Genomic DNA, 17,088 nt, shown 5'->3' with positions numbered 1-17,088 from the left:
CAGGCATGCTCCAGACCCGTCCCCGTGTCGCCCTCTTCGTCACCTGCCTGGTCGATCTCTACCGGCCGAATGTCGGCTTCTCCGCCATCGCCCTGCTGGAGGAGGCTGGCTGCCAGGTGGAGGTGCCGCGGGCGCAGACCTGCTGCGGCCAGCCGGCCTACAACAGCGGCGACCGGCAGACAACCAAGGACCTGGCGCGGGCGGTGATCGACGAGTTCCTGCATTACGACCACGTGGTCGTGCCGAGCGGGAGCTGCGGCGGGATGATCGCGCACCACTACCCGGCGCTCTTCGACGACGACCCGGAGTATCGCGGCAAGGCGGAGGCGCTCGGCGCCAGGACGCATGAGCTCGTCTCCTTCCTGACCGACGTGCGGGGGATGGAGGGCGTCGCGGCGCGGTTCGAGGGCGTAGTCACCTATCACGACAGCTGCTCGGGGCTCCGCGAGCTCGGGGTGAAGGCGCAGCCGAGGGCGCTCCTCCGCTCCATGCCCGGCGTGGTGGTAAAGGAGATGGCCGATGCCGAGATCTGCTGCGGCTTCGGCGGGACCTTCTGCGTGAAGTACCCGGACATCTCGACGCGGATGGTGGCCGACAAGGCGAAGTCCATCGCGGCGACGGGAGCGGATACGCTGCTCGCCGGCGATCTCGGCTGCCTGCTCAACATGGCCGGTCGGCTGAAGCGGGAGGGCGTGCCGGTGAAGGTGCGCCATGTGGCGGAAGTCCTGGCCGGGCGGACCGAGGAAGCCCCGGCGATCGGTGAGGTGTCATGAGCGCGGCGCTGAGGATCGAGGACGGGGACCCGCTGCTGGCGGAGGTGGCGGCGCAGGGCTTCGCACGGGTGCCGGGCGTGGCGCTGGAGGCACGGCTCGGCCTCCGGCCCCAGGCGCTCGCGGGCTTCGCCCGGAGCTGGGAGCGGCTGGAGACCGACCGCTTCATGGCCGATGGCGGCCGCTACCGGCGGCGGCGCCACGCCAATTTCTCCGCCCGCGCCGGCGTGCCGGGGCATGTGCGGGGGCCGCACCGGGCGCATTTCCAGGCGGTCGTCCACAACAGCCTCAATGGCGGGGTGGAGCGCTGGTTCGCCCCGGTCGAGGATGGGGTGGGCGAGGGGCCGGTGCTGCAGGCCCTGCTCGATCTCGGCCGATCGGTCGCCGATGCGCGGACGCCGGGCGCCGACTGGTTCGTCGAGGTGCACCAGTTCCGCATCGAGGCGGCGGCGGGCGCCCCGGGCTTCCCGACGCCGGAGGGCGTCCACCATGACGGCGTCGACACCGTGCTGATCGGCATGGTGGCGCGGACCAATCTCGCGGGCGGCGAGACGCTCATCACCGACGATGCGGGGGCCGAGCTGGCGCGCTTCACCCTGCTCGGCCGGCTCGACACGGCCCTCATCGACGACCGGCGGGTCATGCATGGGGTGACGCCGGTGCAGCCGGTGGACCCGGCGCTGCCCTCCTGCCGCGACGTGCTGGTCATCACCTGGAAGCGCGCGGACGGCTGAGCCGCCTCAGCGGTTGGCCGCCTTGTGCGTGCCGACATTCTCGTGCCACTCGATCGGCAGCCCGTCCCAGGTGGCGAGCTGCTTGCCGGGCCATTTGCGCCGGACATAGACGCGGAAGCCATCCGCCGTGGCCTCCACATAGCCCGACTTGCCGTCGTTGAGCTTGAGGTGCTGGGCCAGCTCCTCCGCGCGTTCCTGCATGTAGTCGTCGGCCATGGCCGCGATGCCTCCTCTTTGGCGCGAGCTTGCCCGATCCGGCGGGGAAGGGGGCTACAAAGCCTGGTGTCCGGCGGGCCATGATGGCGGCCCTCAGCACAAGGGACCACCCCCATGCAGCACCTGCCCCCCGAGCTCTGGCGCTGGAATGCCGTCGACCTGGCCCGCGCCATCCGGCTGCGCGCGGTCTCGGCGCGGGAGGCGGTGCGGGCGATGCTCGACCGCTGCGCCGCGGTGAACCCGGCCCTCAACGCCGTCGTGCTGGTGCTGGAGCAGGAGGCGCTGGACGCGGCCGAGGCCGCCGACGCCGCCATTGCCAGGGGCGAGCCGGTCGGGCCGCTGCACGGCGTGCCGGTCACCACCAAGATCAATGCTGACCAGAAGGGTCTGCCGACCAGCAACGGCTGCGTGCCCTGGCGCGACCTGATCGCCCTGGAGGACAGCGCCGTCGTCGCCAACCTGCGGGCGGCGGGGGCGATCATCCTCGGCCGGACCAATACGCCGGCGCTCTCCATGCGCTGGTTCACCGAGAATGCGCTGCACGGGCGGACGCTCAACCCCTGGAGCGCCGGGCATACGCCGGGCGGCTCCTCCGGCGGGGCGGCGGCGGCCTGTGCGGCGGGGATCGGGCCGATCGCCCATGGCAACGACCTTGGCGGCAGCGTGCGCTACCCGGCCTATGCCTGCGGCATCGCCGGCATCCGGCCGAGCTTCGGCCGCGTGCCGGCCTTCAACCCGACCATGGCGGCGGAACGGCCGCTCTCAGGCCAGCTGATGTCGACCCAGGGGCCGCTGGCCCGCCGCGTCGCCGACCTGCGGGTGGCGCTCGCGGCCATGGCCCGGGGCGATGCGCGCGACCCGTGGTGGATGCCGGCGCCGCTGGAGGGGCCGCTCCTGCCGCGGCCGATCCGCGTCGCGCTCTCGGTCGACCCGGCGGGGACGGGGGTGCACCCGGAGGTCGCCGAGGCGGTGCGGCGCGCGGGGCGCATCCTCGAGGCGGCCGGCTATGCGGTCGAGGAGCGCGAGCCGCCCGATTTCGCCGGCGCGGCGCGGGACTGGGATGCCTTCGCCCATGGCGAGGCGCGGCTCTTCATGGCCGAGAGTTTCGCGCGGCATGCCGACCAGGGCGCGCAGGACACCTACCGCTTCATGCTGGCGCATTGCCTGCCGACCGACCTCGAAGGCTACATGCGGCTCGCCGCGCGGCGCACGACGCGGCAGCGGGACTGGGCGCGCTTCATGGCGGAGGTGCCGCTGGTGCTCTGCCCGGTCTCGGCCGAGCCGCCCTTCCCGCAAGGGCTGGATGTGGCAGGGCAGCAAGGCTTCGATGCCGTCTACCGGGCGCAGCAGCCCTTGCTGGCGACGCCGCTGCTCGGCCTGCCGAGCGTCTCCGTCCCGACCGGCGTGACGGCGGAGGGGCTGCCGATGGGGGTGCAGATCATCGCGCCGCGCTGGCGCGAGGACCTGGCGCTCGACGCGGCGGAGGTGGTGGAGGCGGCCTGCCCGATGGCGACGCCGGTCGGTTGACGAATTGCGGGGGCAGACCCCCGCCTATTTGAACACCGGCGGCGCGTCATCCTCCGGCAGGTCGGGCAGCGGCACCTCGATCCGCACCGTGCTCGGGTCGACGCCGGTGCCCCTGTCGATCCAGTAGGTCACGCTCTGCGGCCAGAAGATCACGATGGCGACCAGCACCAGCTGCAGCCCGACCCAGGGGATGGCGCCCCAGTAGATGTCGCTGCTGCGGACCTCCTTCGGGGCGATGCCGCGCAGGTAGAAGAGCGCGAAGCCGAAGGGCGGGTGCATGAAGCTGGTCTGCATGTTCACGCAGATCAGCACGCCGAACCAGACGAGGTCGATGCCGAGCTTGGCCGCGACGGGCGCCAGCAGCGGGATGACGATGAAGGCGATCTCGAAGAAGTCGAGGAAGAAGGCCAGGAAGAAGATGAAGATGTTGACCGCGATGAGGAAGCCGGTCGCCCCGCCCGGCAGCTTCATTAGCATGTGCTCGATCCAGAGCGAGCCGTCGACGCCCTGGAAGACAAGGCTGAACACGGTCGCGCCCATCAGGATAAAGATCACCATGGCGGTGATCCGCATGGTGTTCTCCATCGCTTGGCGCAGCAGCGACCAGGTGAAGCGGCCATTCACCCAGGCGAGGCCGATGGCGCCGACTGCGCCCATCGCGCCCGCCTCGGTGGGCGTCGCCAGGCCGAGGAAGATGGTGCCGAGCACGAGGAAGATGAGGACGATGGAGGGCACCATGCCCTTTGCCACGCGCCAGATGAGCGGCCAGCCGCGCTGCTTCAGCGCCTCGTCCGGCAGCGGCGGCACCTTGTGGGGCGCGAAGATGCTGACGCCGGCGATGAAGAGGATGAAGAGGAGGACCTGCAGGATCGACGGCCCGATCGCGCCCGCATACATGTCGCCGACCGACTTGCCGAGCTGGTCGCCGAGGACGATCAGCACCAGCGAGGGCGGGATGACCTGGGTGATGGTGCCGGAGGCCGCGATCACGCCGGTGGCGATCCGCATGTCGTAGCCGTAGCGCATCATGATGGGCAGCGAGATCATGCCCATGGCGATGACCGAGGCGGCGACCGTGCCGGTGATGGCGCCGAGCACCGCGCCGACCAGGATCACCGCATAGGCGAGGCCGCCCGGGATCTTGCCGAAGAGCTGGCCGGTGCCTTCAAGCAGGTCCTCGGCAAGGCCGCATCGCTCGAGAATGGCGCCCATCAGGGTAAAGAAGGGGATCGAGAGCAGCAGATCGTTCTGCACGATCCCGAAGACGCGCAGCGGCAGGTTGCCGAGATAGGCCGGGGTGAAGAAGCCGAGCTCGATCGAGAGGAAGCCGAAGAACAGCCCGGTCGCGGCCAGGCTGAAGGCGACGGGGAAGCCGATCAGCAGGAAGACGACCAGACCGCCGAACATCAGCGGGGCCATCACGTCCATGTCGATGGTCATGGGATCTGTCGGTCCTGGTTCACTGCTCGGGGCGGTGGTACTCGACCACCACCTCGGCCGCCGGGCGGATGCCGCGCAGCAGGGCGATGCGCTTGATGAGTTCCGAAAGGCCCTGCAGCGTCAGCAGGAAAAAGCCGACGGGCAGCAGCAGCTTCACCGGCCAGCGGATCAGCCCGCCGGCATTGGGGCTGCCCTCGTCCCGCACCCAGCTGTCGACGAAGAAGGGCCAGGTCATCCAGGCGAGCAGGATGACGGCGGGCAGCATGAAGAAGATGAAGCCGAAGACGTCGATCCAGAGCCGCGTCCGCTCCGAGACATTGCCATAGACCAGGTCGACGCGGACATGCTCGTTGCGGAACAGGGTATAGGAGGCGCCAAGCAGCACGATGGCGCCGAACAGGTACCACTGCACCTCCAGCCAGGCGTTGGAGCTGTAGGAGACGCCGTAGCGGACGAAGGCGTTGCCGGCGCTGATGACGCAGGCAAGCAGCACCGCCCAGTCAGCGATCTTGCCGACGGCCGCGTTAAGTTTGTCGACGCCCCGGCTAAAGGCGATCAGTGGACCCATACCCTTGCGGCCTCCGCGGGCGCCTCAGCGGCGCTGCTGCTGTTCCTGCGCCTGCATGAAGTAGCCGAAATTGTCGAAGGTGCTCTCGGCGACGCGGAACCACTGGTACTGCGAGTCGCGGAAGGCCCGCCAATGCTCGAAGACCTTCTTGAAATTGGCGTTCTTTGCCGCGGTCTCGTCATAGAGCTCGAAGGCGGCCTTGTAGCAGGCCTGCATCACCTCGCGCGGGAAGGCGCGGAGCTGTGTGCCGGCGCCGATCAGGCGGCGCAGCGCCTGCGGGTTCTGCACGTCGTACTTGGCCATGGTCTCGATGGTGCTGTCGCGGCAGGCGCTCTCCAGCGCATCCTTGTAGAGCTGCGGCAGCTCCTCGTACTTGGCGCGGGCGATATAGAAGGAGAGGTTGAGCGAGCCCTCCCACCAGCCCGGGTAGTAGTAGTACTGGGCGACGCGGTTGAAGCCGAGCTTCTCGTCGTCATAGGGGCCGATCCACTCGGCGGCGTCGATGGTGCCCTTTTCGAGCGCCGGGTAGATGTCGCCGCCGGCGATCTGCTGCGGCACCACGCCGAGTTTCTGCAGCACGTTGCCGGCGAAGCCGCCGACGCGGAACTTCAGGCCCGAAAGGTCCTGGACGGTCTTGATTTCCTTACGGAACCAGCCGCCCATCTGCGCGCCCGTGTTGCCCGCCGGGATGGAAACGATGTTGTAGCCCTCGAAAAACTCGCGCATCACTTCGCGCCCGCCGCCGGCCTGCAGCCAGGCATTGATCTGGCGCATGTTGAGGCCGAAGGGAATGGCGCCGTCGAAGGCGAAGGTCGGGTCCTTGCCGACGAAGTAGTAGCTGGCCGTATGGGCCGACTCCACCGTGCCGTTCTGCACCGCATCGGCCACCGCGAGGCCGGGGACCAGCTCGCCCGCCGCGAAGACGCGGATCTGGAACTTGTTGTCGGTCAGCGCGGCGACGCGCTTCGCCACATGCTCGCCCGCCCCGTAGATCGTGTCGAGCGACTTGGGGAAGGAGGAGGCGCAGCGCCAGCGCACCTCCGGCATAGCCTGGGCGATGGCGGGCGTGGCCAAGGCCAGCGTGCCGGCAGCGGCGGCGCCGGCGAACAACCCTCGACGATCCATGGTTCTTCCTGTTCCGCGGGACATGTTCTGAAAGCGGGGCGTCCAGCCTTCGGGCGCGTCTCTATCGCGTCATTGCGCGGAAGTTAAGGCATGATTTTCGGGCGCCCCCACACGGTTGGCGGAAACGGCCCTTCGCGCCGGTCGCGGGGCCGGGCTAGACTGCGGGCCGTGCAAGCCTTGCCCTGCCCCCGGTGCTGACGGCGCTCGCCCTCGGCCCTGCCCTGTTCGGCCTGCTGGCCCTGGCTGGCTTGGCGCCGATGGGCCGCAGGGCCGGGCCGGTGGTGTTCGGGGGATGCGCGCTCGTCTCGGCCGGCCTCGCGCTCCTGGCGGGCGGGTCGCTGGCCTTCGGCCCGCCGGAGGGGGTACTGGCGCTGCCCTTCGGCCCGGCCTGGGGCGGGATGCGCCTGGGGCTCGACGGGCTCTCCGCCTGGTTCCTGCTGCTGCTGGGGCTCGCCGGGGCGGCGGCCTCGGTCTTCGCCCTGGGCGGGCCGGCGCGGGGGCTGGTCGCCTGGCCGCTCTTCCTCGGCGGGATGGAGCTTGCCCTGCTGGCGGCGGACGGCTTCACCCTGATCCTCGGCTTCGAGCTGATGTCGCTCGCCTCCTGGGCCTTGGTCGCGCTCGACCATCGGGAGGCCGGCAACCGGGAGGCGGCCCGGCTCTACCTCGTCTTCGCCGCCCTGGCCGGGGCCTGCCTGGTGCCGGCCTTCGGCCTGCTCGGCGCGCTCGATTTCGCCGCGATCCGCGCGGCGCCGCCCGAGGGCTGGCGGGCCATCGCCATCCTGGCCCTCGGCCTTCTCGGCGCCGGGGCCAAGGCGGGGCTGGTGCCGCTGCATCTCTGGCTGCCGCTCGCCCATCCGGCCGCGCCCTCGCCGGCCTCGGCGCTGATGTCGGGGGTGATGACCAAGGTCGCGCTCTATGTCCTGGCGCGGCTGCTGCTCGATCTGTGCGGGCCGCTGCAGCCGGGCTGGTGGGGCCTGCCCCTGCTGGTCGCGGGCGCGGGCTCCGCTCTGCTCGGGGCGCTGCGGGCCAATCTGGAGGAGGATGCGAAGGTCGTGCTGGCCTGCTCGACCATCGAGAATGTCGGGCTGGTGACGATGGCGCTCGGCCTCGCCCTGCTGTTCCGGGCGGCGGATCTCGGGCCCATGGCGGCGCTGGCCGCCGGGGCGGCGCTGCTGCACGCCATGGCGCATGGGTTGTTCAAGACGCTGCTCTTCCTCGTCGCGGGTGCCGTGCAGCATGCGGCGGGCAGCCGGCGGCTGGACCGGCTCGGCGGCCTGATCCACGCCATGCCGCGGACGGCGGTAGCGGCGCTGATCGGGCTCGGCGCCGCGGCCGCCTTGCCGCCGCTGCCCGGCTTCGCCAGCGAGTGGCTGCTGCTGCAGGCGCTGATCGGCGGCTGGCGGCTGGGCGAGATCGGACTGCAGGTCGCGGCCGCGGCGGCGCTGGCGGTGGCGGGGATGGCGGCGGCGCTGGCGGCGGCGGCGATGCTGCGGCTCTTCGGCCTGGCCTTCCTCGGCCGGCCGCGCAGCCCGCGCGGGGCAGGGGCGCGGGAGGCCAACCGCTTCGAGTTGGCGGGGATGGCGGTGCCGGCGGCGCTCACCCTGCTGATCGGGCTGTGTCCCGGCCTGGCGCTGGCCCTCGCCGGCCCCGGCATCCGCGTGCTGGTCGGGCCGGCCGCGCTGCCGCCGGTGGTCGGGCTGGCGATCGGCGCGGCGGAAGGGCACTCGGCCTATGCGCCGCTGGTCGTCGCCCTGCTGCTCGGCCTCGCCCTGGTCCTGCCCTGGCTGGCGGTGCGGCGCCGCTCGCCATTGGCCGCCGATCGCGGGCCGGCCTGGAATGGCGGCTTCATCGATCCGCCCGCGGAATTCGTCTTCGGGGATCCGTTGGGCCAGCCCTCGGCCGCCGGCATGGCGCAGCCGCTGCGGCGGATGCTGGGCGACCCGCTGCTCGCGGCGCGCGAGGCGGTGACGATGCCGCCCCCGGGCGACCCGCGGCCGGCCCGGCTCGACGCCGGCTTCGAGGATCGCGCCGCCCTTGCCCTGCCCGTGCCGGCCGCGCGGCTGCGCGATGCCGTCGCCGGGCAGGTGGAGCGGCTGCGCGGCCTCACCCTGCGCGGCTCGCTCTCGCTTGGCTTCGCGACGCTGGTCGGGCTGCTGGCGCTGCTGGCCTGGCTGGAGGGGCGCTGAATGCTCGTCCTCGGCGCCGTCCTCGCGCAAATTCTGCACATCGCGCTGATGCTGGCGGCGGCGCCGCTGGCGGTCGGCGTCATCCGCTGGCTGAGGGCACGGATGCAGGGGCGGCGCGGCGCCTCGCCGATGCAGCCCTTCCGCGACCTTGCCAAGCTTTGCGCCAAGCGCCCGGTGTTGGCGGAGAACGCTTCCCCCGTCAGCGAGGCGGCGCCCTACTTGGCGCTGTCGGCGACGCTGGTGGCCGCCGCGCTGGTGCCGGGCTTTGCGCAGGGGATGGCCTTCGCCCCGGTCGCCGACCTGGTGCTGGTCGCGGGGCTGCTGGCCCTGGCGCGGATGGCGCTGGCGCTCAACGGCATGGATGCGGGCACCGCCTTCGGCGGGATGGGCGCGGCGCGGGAGATGAGCTTCGCCGTCTTCGCCGAGCCGGCGCTGCTGGTCTCGGCGCTGAGCTTTGCCATCCTCGCCGGCAGCACCAATCTCGACCAGATCGGCGCCGTCTTCCGCGACGGCGGCCTCGGCCTCCGGGTCTCGCTCGGCCTGGCGGCGGTGGCGATGGGGGCGGTGGCGCTGGCGGAGAATGCGCGCATCCCCGTCGACAACCCGTCGACGCATCTCGAGCTCACCATGGTGCATGAGGCGATGCTGCTGGAGGCCTCCGGCCGCCACCTCGCGCTCTGGGAGCTGCAGGCGGCGCTGAAGCTGACCCTGTGGCTGGCGCTCGTCGCCGCGATCTTCCTCCCCTTCGGCACGGCGCCGGCGGGCAGCGGGCCGCTCGCTTGGCTCATCGGCCTGCTGGCCTGGGGGGCGAAGATGGGCGGGCTCTGCCTGGCGCTCGCCGTCTTCGAGGGGATGGTCGCCAAGATGCGGGTCTTCCGCGTGCCGGAGTTCCTGGGCGCGGCGCTGCTGCTGGCCCTGCTGGCGGCCGTGCTGCTCTTCGTCTCGACGGGATTCGCCTGATGGGCTTCGGCCAGCTCCCCTATGACGTGGCGCATCTGCTCGGCGGCGGGATGCTGCTGCTCTCCTTCATGCTGCTCTACCAGCGGCGCGTCGCGGCGGTGGTGAGCGTGCTGGCGGCGCAGGGGGCGGTGCTGGCGCTGGCGGCGGCCTGGCAGGGGTGGGTGCAGGGGGCGCCGCAGCTCTACCTCACCGCGCTGATCGCGGCGGTGGCGAAGGCGGGGCTGATCCCCCTCGCGCTGCGCTGGATGATCCGCCGGCTCGCCCTGGCGCGCGGGGTGGATGCGGCGCTCGGCATCGGGCCGAGCCTCGTCGCCGGGGTGGCGCTGGTGGCGCTCGCCGTCGCCGTCGCGCTGCCGATCACCACCGGCGCACAGGCCCTGGCGCGGGAGGACCTGGCGATCGCCCTCTCCGTCGTCCTGCTGGGGATGCTGATGATGATCACCCGGCGCAACGCCATCCTCCAGGTCGCCGGGCTGATGAGCCTCGAGAACGGGCTGGTGCTGGCCGCCGTCGGCGTCGCTGGGATGCCGCTGGTCGTCGAGCTCTCGACCGCGGCGCTGGTCATGCTAGTGCTGGTCGTGGCCGGCGTCGTCGTCTTCCAGATGCGGGAGAGGCTCGACAGCCTCGACATCGCCCTGCTGCACCCGCATCGGGGGGAGCGCGAGTGATGCCGCTCGCCTGGCTGCTCGTGCTGCTGCCCTGGGCCGGCGCGGCGGTGCTCGGTTTCCTGCCGCGGGAGCGGGTGGCGGCGCGCGTCAATTGCGGCGTCTCCGGCCTCTCCTTCCTGCTCGCCCTGCTGCTGCTCGCGCAGCCGGAGGGGGTAGCGGGTTGGACCCGGCTCGACCCGCTGAACCTGCCGCTGCTGCTGCTCGCCTTCCTCGTCGGGCTGACGACAGCCATCTACTCGCTCAGCGCCATCGCGGCGGAGGGGCTGGACCCGCGCCGGCTGCGCGCCTTCCATGTCGCCTTCCAGCTCTTCATGGGCGCACAGGCGCTGGCGCTCCTCGCCGACAATCTCGGCATCATGTGGGTGGCGATCGAGGTGGCGACGCTCGCCAGCGTGCTGATGGTCGGGCTGCATGGCACCCCGGCGGCGATCGAGGCGGCGTGGAAGTTCTTCATCCTCTGCGGCGTCGGCATCGCGCTCGCCCTGCTCGGCACCATCATCCTCCATCTCGCGGCGCAGCCGGTGATCGGCGAAGGCGAGGGGCTGTCCTGGGCGGCGCTGCGCGCGGTCGCCGCGCGCTGCGACCCGGGCGTGCTCAACCTCGCCTTCGTCTTCCTCCTCGTCGGCTACGGCACCAAGGCGGGGCTGGTCCCGCTGCATGCCTGGCTGCCGGATGCCGAGGCCGAGGGGCCCATCGCCATCTCCGCCGTGCTCTCCGGCTTGCTGCTGAACGCGGCGATGCTGGCCGTGCTGCGGGCGAAGGCGATCGTCGGCGCGCATCCGGAGACGGTGCCGCCCGGCGCGCTGCTGCTCGCCTTCGGCCTCGCCTCCGTCCTCGTCGCCGCCTTCGCGCTCTGGCGGCGGCGGGATGCGCGGCGCTTCTTCGCCTGGAGCAGCATCCTGCATATGGGCCTCGCCGCCACCGGCTTCGGCTTCGGGGGGGCGGGGAACCTGGCGGGGCTGCTGCAGATGCTCGGCCATTCGCTGGCGAAGTCGGCCGTCTTCTTCGGCATCGGCGCGGCGGTGCGCCTGCGCGGCTCGCAGCGGATCGCCGATCTCGGCGGGCTCTGCATCGCGGCGCCCGGGCTCGGCTGGGCGCTGGCCATCGGCATCGCGGCGGTGGCGGGGCTGCCGCCCTTCGCCCTCTTCGCCGGCGAGTACCTCCTGGTGACGGAGGCGGCGGCCAGTCACCCCTGGGCGATCCTGCCGCTCGGCCTCGGCCTGCTGGTGGCGGTGGCGGCGAAGGTGCGGGTGCTCCAGGCGCTCTGCTTCGGCGACCCGCCGGCCGGACCCGCCGCCGGGCCGGCGGAGTGGACGAGCCTCGGGCCGATCTGGGCGCATCTGGTGCTGGCGCTGCTGCTCGGCGTGGCGCTGCCGGGGCCGCTGCGGGCGCTGCTCGGCGAGGCGGCGGGGGTGGCGGGATGAGCGAGGCATTGCAGCGGCTGGTCCGCCACGGTCAGGAGCAGGGCTGCCGCCCGCATCAGCGCTACCTGCTCGACCGCGGGCAATGGGCGGCGCTGGCCACGGCCATCGGCGAGGATGAGGGGGTGGCGCTGCTCGGCCTCTGGGCCGATCCCGCCCAGGTGCATGCGGCGCTGATGGTGGGGGAGGCGATCCTCATCGCCTCCTGCGCCGTGCCCGAGGGGCGCTATGCCGCGCTCTCCCCGGTGCGGCCGGGCGCGGTGCCCTTCGAGCGGATGATCCGCGACCTCTGGGGCCTGGTCGCCGAGGGCGGGCTCGACCAGCGGCCCTGGCTCGACCACGGGCGCTGGCCGATGCTCGGCCCGCTGGCGGCGCGGCCGGCGCCAAATGCGATGCCGCCGCCGCAGCCCAGCTTCCTCCCCGTCGAGGGCGAGGGCGTCCACCAGATTCCGGTCGGGCCGGTCCATGCCGGAGTGATCGAGCCGGGGCATTTCCGCTTCCATGTCCAGGGCGAGGCGGTGGTGCGGCTCGAGGCGCGGCTCGGCTACCTGCACAAGGGGCATATCGGGCTGATGCTCGGCAAGCCGGCGCGGGTGGCGGCGCGCTTCGCCGCCCGGCTCTCGGGCGACTCGACGGTCGCGCATAGCTGGGCCTTCGCTCAAGGGGTGGAGGCGGCGCTCGGCCTCGAGCCCTCGCCGCGCGCCCTCACCCTCAGGGCGCTGATGGCGGAGCTGGAGCGGCTGCACAACCACCTCAACGACTGGGGTGCCATCTGCAACGACGCCAGCTTCGCCTGGCTCCACGCCCAGGCCGGGGCGCTGCGCGAGGCGGTGCTGCGGGCCGCGGCCACCGCCTTCGGCCACCGGCTGATGATGGACCGCATCGTCCCAGGCGGTGTCACCGATGACCTGATGCCGGCCGGGGCGGCCGCCCTCGCCGCCGCGCTCGATGCGGTGGAGGCGGAGCTGCCACGGCTCGATGCCGTCTATGACAGCCATGCCAGCCTCGCCGACCGCATGGTCGGCACCGGGGTGATCGCACATTCTCTCGCTCAGCGCTTCGCTGCCGGCGGGGTAGTGGGCCGCGCCTCCGGCCGGGCCTTCGATACGCGGTACCGGCCGGGCTACGCGCCCTATGCGCCGGCCGAGCCGGCGGTGCTGGCGGCAGGCGATGTCGATGCCAGGGCGCGCCTCCGCATGACGGAGATGGGCCGCTCGATCCGCCTGGCGCGCGGGCTGATGGAGGCGCTGCCGCCCGGCGAGCTCACCCTGCCTCTGCCGCAGCGGAGCGGCGAGGGCCTCGGCCTCGTCGAGGGCTTCCGAGGCGACTGCCTCCATTGGGTGGCGCTCGACGAGGGCGGGCTGGTGCGCGCCGTCTTCCCGCGCGACCCGTCCTGGCTGCTCTGGCCGCTGCTCGAGGCGGCGATCGAGGGGAACATCGTGGCCGACTTCCCGCTGATCAACAAAAGCATCAACGCCTCCTATAGCGGGGTCGACCTGTGAGGGAGGGCTGGCGCCGCCTGCTCTGGCCGCGGCTGGCCCAGGCGCTGGCCTCGCCGCCGCTGACCGAGGCGGCGCCGGTGCCGCCGGCGGAGGTGGTGGAGGCCCTCGTCGCCCGGCTGGAGGCGGCGGCGCAGGCGCGGCTCGGGCGCAGCCTCGCCATCCGGCAGGTGGATGCCGGCTCCTGCAATGGCTGCGAGCTCGAGATCGGCGCCATGCAGAACGTGGTGCATGACCTGGAGCGCTTCGGCCTCCGCTTCGTCGCCAGTCCGCGCCACGCCGATGTGCTGCTCGTCACCGGCCCGCTGACCCGCAACATGCGCGCGGCGCTGCTGCGCACGGCGGAATGCACGCCGGAGCCGAAATGGGTAGTGGCCGCCGGGGATTGCGCCGTCGATGGCGGCGTCTTCAAGGGCAGCTACGCGGTGGAGGGCGGGATCGAGGCCGCCCTGCCGGTCGACCTGCTGATCCCCGGCTGCCCGCCGACGCCGATGCAGCTGATCGAGGGAATGCTCGCCCTGCTGGAGGCTCAGGCGCGGGACTGAGAAAAAGAAGCGGGCCGGCCGGAGGTCCGACCGGCCCGGTGGCTGCCTGTCATGGCTGCCAGTCTGACAACGGCTTGCCGGGAAATAGCCGCTGCCCGATGCCGCCCGTCCGTACACCTGCGCCGGGGCGCCAGGTCATCAGGACGACAGGTGCGAGCATCCGTCACGCAGCCTCTACGGAAGGTGAGGCCGGGCTTAAACTGCGGCAATGCGGCCATGGCCCCGGTGAATGGCGCCGATGGGTGGCGGTGATGGGCATCCGGCGCGGAAAGCGCCTATCTCCTGCGCAACCCGAAAGGAGCACGACGATGATCGATATCCGTCCCTTCACCACCCTCGGCGGCGCCAACCATGGCTGGCTCAAAGCCCGCCATCACTTCTCCTTCGCCGGCTACCATGACCCGGCGCGGTTGAACTGGGGCAAGCTGCGCGTCTGGAACGACGACGAGATCGCCGCCGGCACCGGCTTCGACCCGCACCCGCATCGCGACATGGAGATCATCACCTATGTACGCGAGGGGGCCATCACCCACCGCGACAACATGGGCAACGAGGGCCGCACCGAGGCGGGCGACGTGCAGATCATGTCGGCCGGCACCGGCGTGGTGCACAGCGAGTACAACCTGGAGCCGGAGACGACCAAGATCTTCCAGATCTGGATCATCCCCGACCGCCGCGGCGTGCAGCCCAACTGGGGTGCCAAGCAGTTCCCCAAGGAGCGGCGCGAGGCCGGCTTCGAGGTGCTGGCCAGCGGCCGCCCGCAGGATGCCGGGAGCGGCGCGCTGCCCCTCAACGTCGACGGCGCCGTGCTGGCCGCGACGCTGAAGGCGGGACAGACGCTGCGCCAGGGGCTGGAGCCGGGCCGCGCCGCCTATCTCGTGCCGGCCAAGGGCGCGGTCACGGTGAACGGCAAGGCGCTCGGCACCCGCGACGGCGCCGGCATCGTCGACGAGGCCGTGATGGAGATCACCGCGTCGGAGGATGCGGAGCTGGTGCTGGTGGAAGTGGCGGCGGAGTAAGCCCGAGCAGCCGGGCGCGCAGCACCCCGAGCGGGTCGCGCCCCGGCCCGCACGCCACCAGCGCGCGGTGCCCGCCCGGCAGCACCAGCACGGGCAGGCCGGGCAGCCGGGCCGAGGCGAGGGGCACCAGCCCGTCGCTCTCGCCCACCCCCTGGCTTTGCATCCAGCGGTCGACCAGGCGGTAGGCGCCTTCCTCGACTCGCCTGGGCGCGCCCTCGAGCGTGGTCGCCACGACGGCGATCGGCACCACCCGGGCCAGCTCGGCAACCGCCCTCGCATTCTCCGCCATCCACGCCGTCCGGACCGGCGTCGTCAGGTCACGGAGGCCTTGGCCATCGCCGAGCCGCAGCGCCTGCAAGGCACGATGCGCCATGTGATGCAGCGGGCGGATGCCGCAGAGCGCATCGGCGACCGGCGAACCGAGGAAGGGCGATTGCAGCGCGACGAGGCCGCTGCACCGCTCCGCCATGCCGGGCCGCAGCAGCGCCGCCAGCGCCTCCAGCCCGCCCTTGCTGTGGCCGACCAGCAGGCCGGGCCGCGGGTCGGCCGCGATGCGCTCGGCGATGCGGCCCGCATTGGCAAGGACGGGCGCCGCGGTCGGCAATGCCACCACCTCGACCGCGAGGCCGAGGCTGCGCAGCCAGTCCGCCTGGCTGCGCATGTAGTCGAGGCGCAGCCCCGCCATGACCTCGCCGAACAAGCCGTAGCAGAGGAGGATGCGATGCCCCGCGTACCGCGCCGCGAGCCGCGCATCCTCCCCGGTCATGTCAGTCGATCTTGATGACGAGCTTGCCGAAGTTCTCGCCCTTCAGCAGGCCGATGAAGGCGTTCGGTGCATTGCGCAGCCCCTCCACCACGTCCTCGCGCCAGGCCATCTGGCCGGCGGCCATGTGGCCGAGCATCTCCTTGCGGAACTGGCCGTAGCGCGGCCAGCCGGTATCGCTGACGATGAAGCCCTGGATGCGCAGGCGCTTGCGCACGGTTGCCATCAGATTCGGCCCCGGCCGCGCCTCGGTGTCGTTGTACTCGGCGATCATGCCGCACATCACCATGCGGCCATGGTCGTTCATCCGCGGGAAGACCGCGCGCTGCACGGCGCCGCCGACATTCTCCCAGTAGACGTCGATCCCCTTCGGGCAATGCCGGTCGAGCTGCGCCGCGAGGTCGCCGCGGTGGTCGATGCAGGCATCGAAGCCCAGCACCTCGGTGACGAATTCGCCCTTCTTCGCCCCGCCGGCGATGCCGACCACTGTGCAGCCGCGGATCTTGGCGATCTGCCCGGCCACCTGGCCCACTGCGCCCGAGGCGGCGGAGACGACGACGGTCTCGCCCGCCTTGGGCTGGCCGATATCCTCGAGCCCGACCCAGGCGGTCAGCCCCGGCATGCCGAGCACGCCGAGGCTGGCCGAGAGCGGCGCCTCCTTAGGGTCGATCCTGAACAGCCGCGCCGGCTGCACCGCGGAGAAGCGCTGCCAGCCGAAGCCGCCGAGCACGGTGTCGCCCGGCGTGAAGCCCGGCGCGTTGGAGGCGACGACCTCGCCCGCCGTCTGCCCCTCCATCACCGCGCCGAGCTCGACCGGGGCGGAGTAGCTCTTCGCGTCCGACATGCGGCCGCGCATGTAGGGGTCGAGCGAGAGGTAGTGCGCGCGGACCAGCACCTCGCCGGGGCCCGGCTGCGGCACCGGCGTCTCGACGATCTCGAAATCCTCCGGCACCGGCTCGCCCTTGGGGCGGCGACGCAGCAGGACCTGCAGGTTCATCTCGGCCATGGATCGGCTCCTCCGTGAGGGCCCCCAGTGATGCCCCCGGCCCCGTTGCAAGGGAAGGGGGCGGGGCCAGATCGGGGCGATGACAGAGCGTGTCGCCGATTATCCCCGTCCGCCGCGGCTGGAGCCGAGCCGGCGGCGGATCCGCATCCGGCTCGGCGGCGAGACCGTTGCCGAGACGCAGGCGGCCTGGCAGGTGCTGGAGACCTTCCACCCGCCCGTCTGGTACCTGCCGCCCGAGGCCTTCGCCCCCGGCGTGCTGCGCCCGGCGGCGGGGCGGAGCTTCTGCGAATGGAAGGGGGTCGCGCGCTACTGGACGCTCGCCGCCGGCGGGGTGGTGGCGGAGGCGGCGGGCTGGAGCTATCCGGAGCCGAGCCCGGCCTTCGCCCCGATTCGCGACCACGTCGCCGTCTATGCCGGACGTATGGAGGCCTGCTTCGTCGATGACGAGCGGGTCATCCCCCAGCCAGGCGGCTTCTACGGCGGCTGGATCACCGAGGAGCTGATCGGCCCGTTCAAAGGCGGACCGGGCACGGAGGGTTGGTAATATCGGTATCCGTAACATGACGCATTGCAACCCATAGGAGGCGTCGCTAGGCTCCGCCCCCGATGGCTGGAACCACGATCCTGTGGCTTTCCGAGAT

17 protein-coding genes are annotated in these 17,088 nt (G+C 72.1%); 11 read left to right on the top strand and 6 right to left on the bottom strand.

The features are described 5' to 3' along the window. The first annotated feature begins 5 nt into the window (after positions 1-5). Together AC5JJ1_RS06920 and AC5JJ1_RS06915 are read left to right on the top strand one after the other, a co-directional pair. Positions 6-773 (top strand): (Fe-S)-binding protein, encoded by a 768-nt coding sequence (locus AC5JJ1_RS06920; RefSeq protein ID WP_495784375.1) that lies wholly within the window; start codon positions 6-8, stop codon positions 771-773. Continuing rightward, positions 770-1,504 (top strand): 2OG-Fe dioxygenase family protein, encoded by a 735-nt coding sequence (locus AC5JJ1_RS06915; protein ID WP_495784374.1) that lies wholly within the window; start codon positions 770-772, stop codon positions 1,502-1,504. The genes AC5JJ1_RS06920 and AC5JJ1_RS06915 overlap by 4 nt, the downstream gene beginning before the upstream one ends. Before the next feature lie 6 nt (positions 1,505-1,510). On the opposite strand, the gene AC5JJ1_RS06910 is transcribed toward AC5JJ1_RS06915, so the two are convergent. After that, positions 1,511-1,720 carry a hypothetical protein gene (locus tag AC5JJ1_RS06910; RefSeq protein WP_495784373.1) on the bottom strand — a complete coding sequence of 70 codons (210 nt, stop codon included), beginning with the start codon at positions 1,718-1,720 and terminating at the stop codon, positions 1,511-1,513. A 114-nt stretch (positions 1,721-1,834) separates the two neighbouring features. Between AC5JJ1_RS06910 and AC5JJ1_RS06905 the strand changes: the two genes are divergently transcribed. After that, positions 1,835-3,247, top strand: a complete 1,413-nt coding sequence (locus AC5JJ1_RS06905; RefSeq protein ID WP_495784372.1) for an amidase family protein — start codon at positions 1,835-1,837, stop codon at positions 3,245-3,247. A 24-nt stretch (positions 3,248-3,271) separates the two neighbouring features. On the opposite strand, the gene AC5JJ1_RS06900 is transcribed toward AC5JJ1_RS06905, so the two are convergent. Genes AC5JJ1_RS06900 through AC5JJ1_RS06890 form a run of 3 tightly spaced genes read right to left on the bottom strand, consistent with a single transcriptional unit; the run spans position 3,272 to position 6,380 of the window. Further along, positions 3,272-4,687, bottom strand: a complete 1,416-nt coding sequence (locus tag AC5JJ1_RS06900) for a TRAP transporter large permease (protein WP_495784371.1) — start codon at positions 4,685-4,687, stop codon at positions 3,272-3,274. A gap of 19 nt (positions 4,688-4,706) precedes the next feature. Next, positions 4,707-5,255, bottom strand: a complete 549-nt coding sequence (locus tag AC5JJ1_RS06895; RefSeq protein WP_495784370.1) for a TRAP transporter small permease subunit — start codon at positions 5,253-5,255, stop codon at positions 4,707-4,709. 24 nt (positions 5,256-5,279) lie between these two features. Continuing rightward, on the bottom strand, positions 5,280-6,380 hold the full coding sequence (locus tag AC5JJ1_RS06890; protein ID WP_495784369.1) for a TRAP transporter substrate-binding protein: 1,101 nt from the start codon (positions 6,378-6,380) through the stop codon (positions 5,280-5,282). A gap of 191 nt (positions 6,381-6,571) precedes the next feature. Here AC5JJ1_RS06890 and AC5JJ1_RS06885 point away from each other — a divergent pair, with 191 nt between their 5' ends. From AC5JJ1_RS06885 to AC5JJ1_RS06855, 7 genes are all read left to right on the top strand, one after another. After that, positions 6,572-8,566 carry a proton-conducting transporter transmembrane domain-containing protein gene (locus tag AC5JJ1_RS06885; RefSeq protein WP_495784368.1) on the top strand — a complete coding sequence of 665 codons (1,995 nt, stop codon included), beginning with the start codon at positions 6,572-6,574 and terminating at the stop codon, positions 8,564-8,566. Beyond that, positions 8,567-9,526: a respiratory chain complex I subunit 1 family protein gene (locus AC5JJ1_RS06880; protein ID WP_495784367.1), complete on the top strand. Its 960-nt coding sequence runs from the start codon at positions 8,567-8,569 to the stop codon at positions 9,524-9,526. After that, a complete protein-coding gene (locus tag AC5JJ1_RS06875; RefSeq protein ID WP_495784366.1) occupies positions 9,526-10,194 on the top strand; it encodes a hydrogenase-4 component E in 669 nt (222 codons plus the stop codon). Before AC5JJ1_RS06880 ends, AC5JJ1_RS06875 begins: the two co-directional genes overlap by 1 nt. Continuing rightward, positions 10,194-11,618, top strand: coding sequence for a proton-conducting transporter transmembrane domain-containing protein (locus AC5JJ1_RS06870; protein ID WP_495784365.1), 1,425 nt, complete (start codon positions 10,194-10,196; stop codon positions 11,616-11,618). Before AC5JJ1_RS06875 ends, AC5JJ1_RS06870 begins: the two co-directional genes overlap by 1 nt. Then, positions 11,615-13,117, top strand: a complete 1,503-nt coding sequence (locus AC5JJ1_RS06865; RefSeq protein WP_495784364.1) for a hydrogenase large subunit — start codon at positions 11,615-11,617, stop codon at positions 13,115-13,117. The genes AC5JJ1_RS06870 and AC5JJ1_RS06865 overlap by 4 nt, the downstream gene beginning before the upstream one ends. After that, the gene (locus tag AC5JJ1_RS06860; protein WP_495784363.1) at positions 13,114-13,659 is read left to right on the top strand and encodes an NADH-quinone oxidoreductase subunit B family protein; all 546 of its coding nucleotides are present in this window, start codon (positions 13,114-13,116) and stop codon (positions 13,657-13,659) included. The genes AC5JJ1_RS06865 and AC5JJ1_RS06860 overlap by 4 nt, the downstream gene beginning before the upstream one ends. A 308-nt stretch (positions 13,660-13,967) precedes the next feature. Continuing rightward, the gene (locus AC5JJ1_RS06855; RefSeq protein ID WP_495784362.1) at positions 13,968-14,678 is read left to right on the top strand and encodes a pirin family protein; all 711 of its coding nucleotides are present in this window, start codon (positions 13,968-13,970) and stop codon (positions 14,676-14,678) included. On the opposite strand, the gene AC5JJ1_RS06850 is transcribed toward AC5JJ1_RS06855, so the two are convergent. Together AC5JJ1_RS06850 and curA are read right to left on the bottom strand one after the other, a co-directional pair. Beyond that, positions 14,626-15,444, bottom strand: coding sequence for a lipase family protein (locus AC5JJ1_RS06850; RefSeq protein WP_495784361.1), 819 nt, complete (start codon positions 15,442-15,444; stop codon positions 14,626-14,628). The genes AC5JJ1_RS06855 and AC5JJ1_RS06850 overlap by 53 nt on opposite strands. Before the next feature lies 1 nt (position 15,445). Then, complete coding sequence (gene curA, locus AC5JJ1_RS06845; RefSeq protein ID WP_495784360.1) at positions 15,446-16,447, bottom strand: NADPH-dependent curcumin/dihydrocurcumin reductase; 1,002 nt, start codon at positions 16,445-16,447, stop codon at positions 15,446-15,448. A gap of 79 nt (positions 16,448-16,526) precedes the next feature. On the opposite strand from curA, the gene AC5JJ1_RS06840 reads away from it, so the two are divergent. Continuing rightward, the gene (locus AC5JJ1_RS06840; RefSeq protein ID WP_495784359.1) at positions 16,527-16,991 is read left to right on the top strand and encodes a DUF427 domain-containing protein; all 465 of its coding nucleotides are present in this window, start codon (positions 16,527-16,529) and stop codon (positions 16,989-16,991) included. Positions 16,992-17,088 lie beyond the last annotated feature (97 nt).

Source organism: Belnapia sp. (genome assembly GCF_059504005.1).
This window is presented reverse-complemented; position numbering and strand designations above follow the sequence as displayed.

Bases quoted from the DNA above. Each gene is read 5' to 3' on its own strand.
- AC5JJ1_RS06855 (WP_495784362.1), top strand. From the start codon at position 13,968: ATGATCGATATCCGTCCCTTCACCACCCTCGGCGGCGCCAACCATGGC.
- AC5JJ1_RS06905 (WP_495784372.1), top strand. From the start codon at position 1,835: ATGCAGCACCTGCCCCCCGAGCTCTGGCGCTGGAATGCCGTCGACCTG.
- AC5JJ1_RS06910 (WP_495784373.1), bottom strand. From the start codon at position 1,720: ATGGCCGACGACTACATGCAGGAACGCGCGGAGGAGCTGGCCCAGCAC.
- AC5JJ1_RS06895 (WP_495784370.1), bottom strand. From the start codon at position 5,255: ATGGGTCCACTGATCGCCTTTAGCCGGGGCGTCGACAAACTTAACGCG.
- AC5JJ1_RS06865 (WP_495784364.1), top strand. From the start codon at position 11,615: ATGAGCGAGGCATTGCAGCGGCTGGTCCGCCACGGTCAGGAGCAGGGC.
- AC5JJ1_RS06840 (WP_495784359.1), top strand. From the start codon at position 16,527: ATGACAGAGCGTGTCGCCGATTATCCCCGTCCGCCGCGGCTGGAGCCG.
- AC5JJ1_RS06850 (WP_495784361.1), bottom strand. From the start codon at position 15,444: ATGACCGGGGAGGATGCGCGGCTCGCGGCGCGGTACGCGGGGCATCGC.
- AC5JJ1_RS06915 (WP_495784374.1), top strand. From the start codon at position 770: ATGAGCGCGGCGCTGAGGATCGAGGACGGGGACCCGCTGCTGGCGGAG.
- AC5JJ1_RS06875 (WP_495784366.1), top strand. From the start codon at position 9,526: ATGGGCTTCGGCCAGCTCCCCTATGACGTGGCGCATCTGCTCGGCGGC.
- AC5JJ1_RS06890 (WP_495784369.1), bottom strand. From the start codon at position 6,380: ATGGATCGTCGAGGGTTGTTCGCCGGCGCCGCCGCTGCCGGCACGCTG.
- AC5JJ1_RS06870 (WP_495784365.1), top strand. From the start codon at position 10,194: ATGCCGCTCGCCTGGCTGCTCGTGCTGCTGCCCTGGGCCGGCGCGGCG.
- AC5JJ1_RS06920 (WP_495784375.1), top strand. From the start codon at position 6: ATGCTCCAGACCCGTCCCCGTGTCGCCCTCTTCGTCACCTGCCTGGTC.
- AC5JJ1_RS06900 (WP_495784371.1), bottom strand. From the start codon at position 4,687: ATGACCATCGACATGGACGTGATGGCCCCGCTGATGTTCGGCGGTCTG.
- AC5JJ1_RS06880 (WP_495784367.1), top strand. From the start codon at position 8,567: ATGCTCGTCCTCGGCGCCGTCCTCGCGCAAATTCTGCACATCGCGCTG.
- curA (WP_495784360.1), bottom strand. From the start codon at position 16,447: ATGGCCGAGATGAACCTGCAGGTCCTGCTGCGTCGCCGCCCCAAGGGC.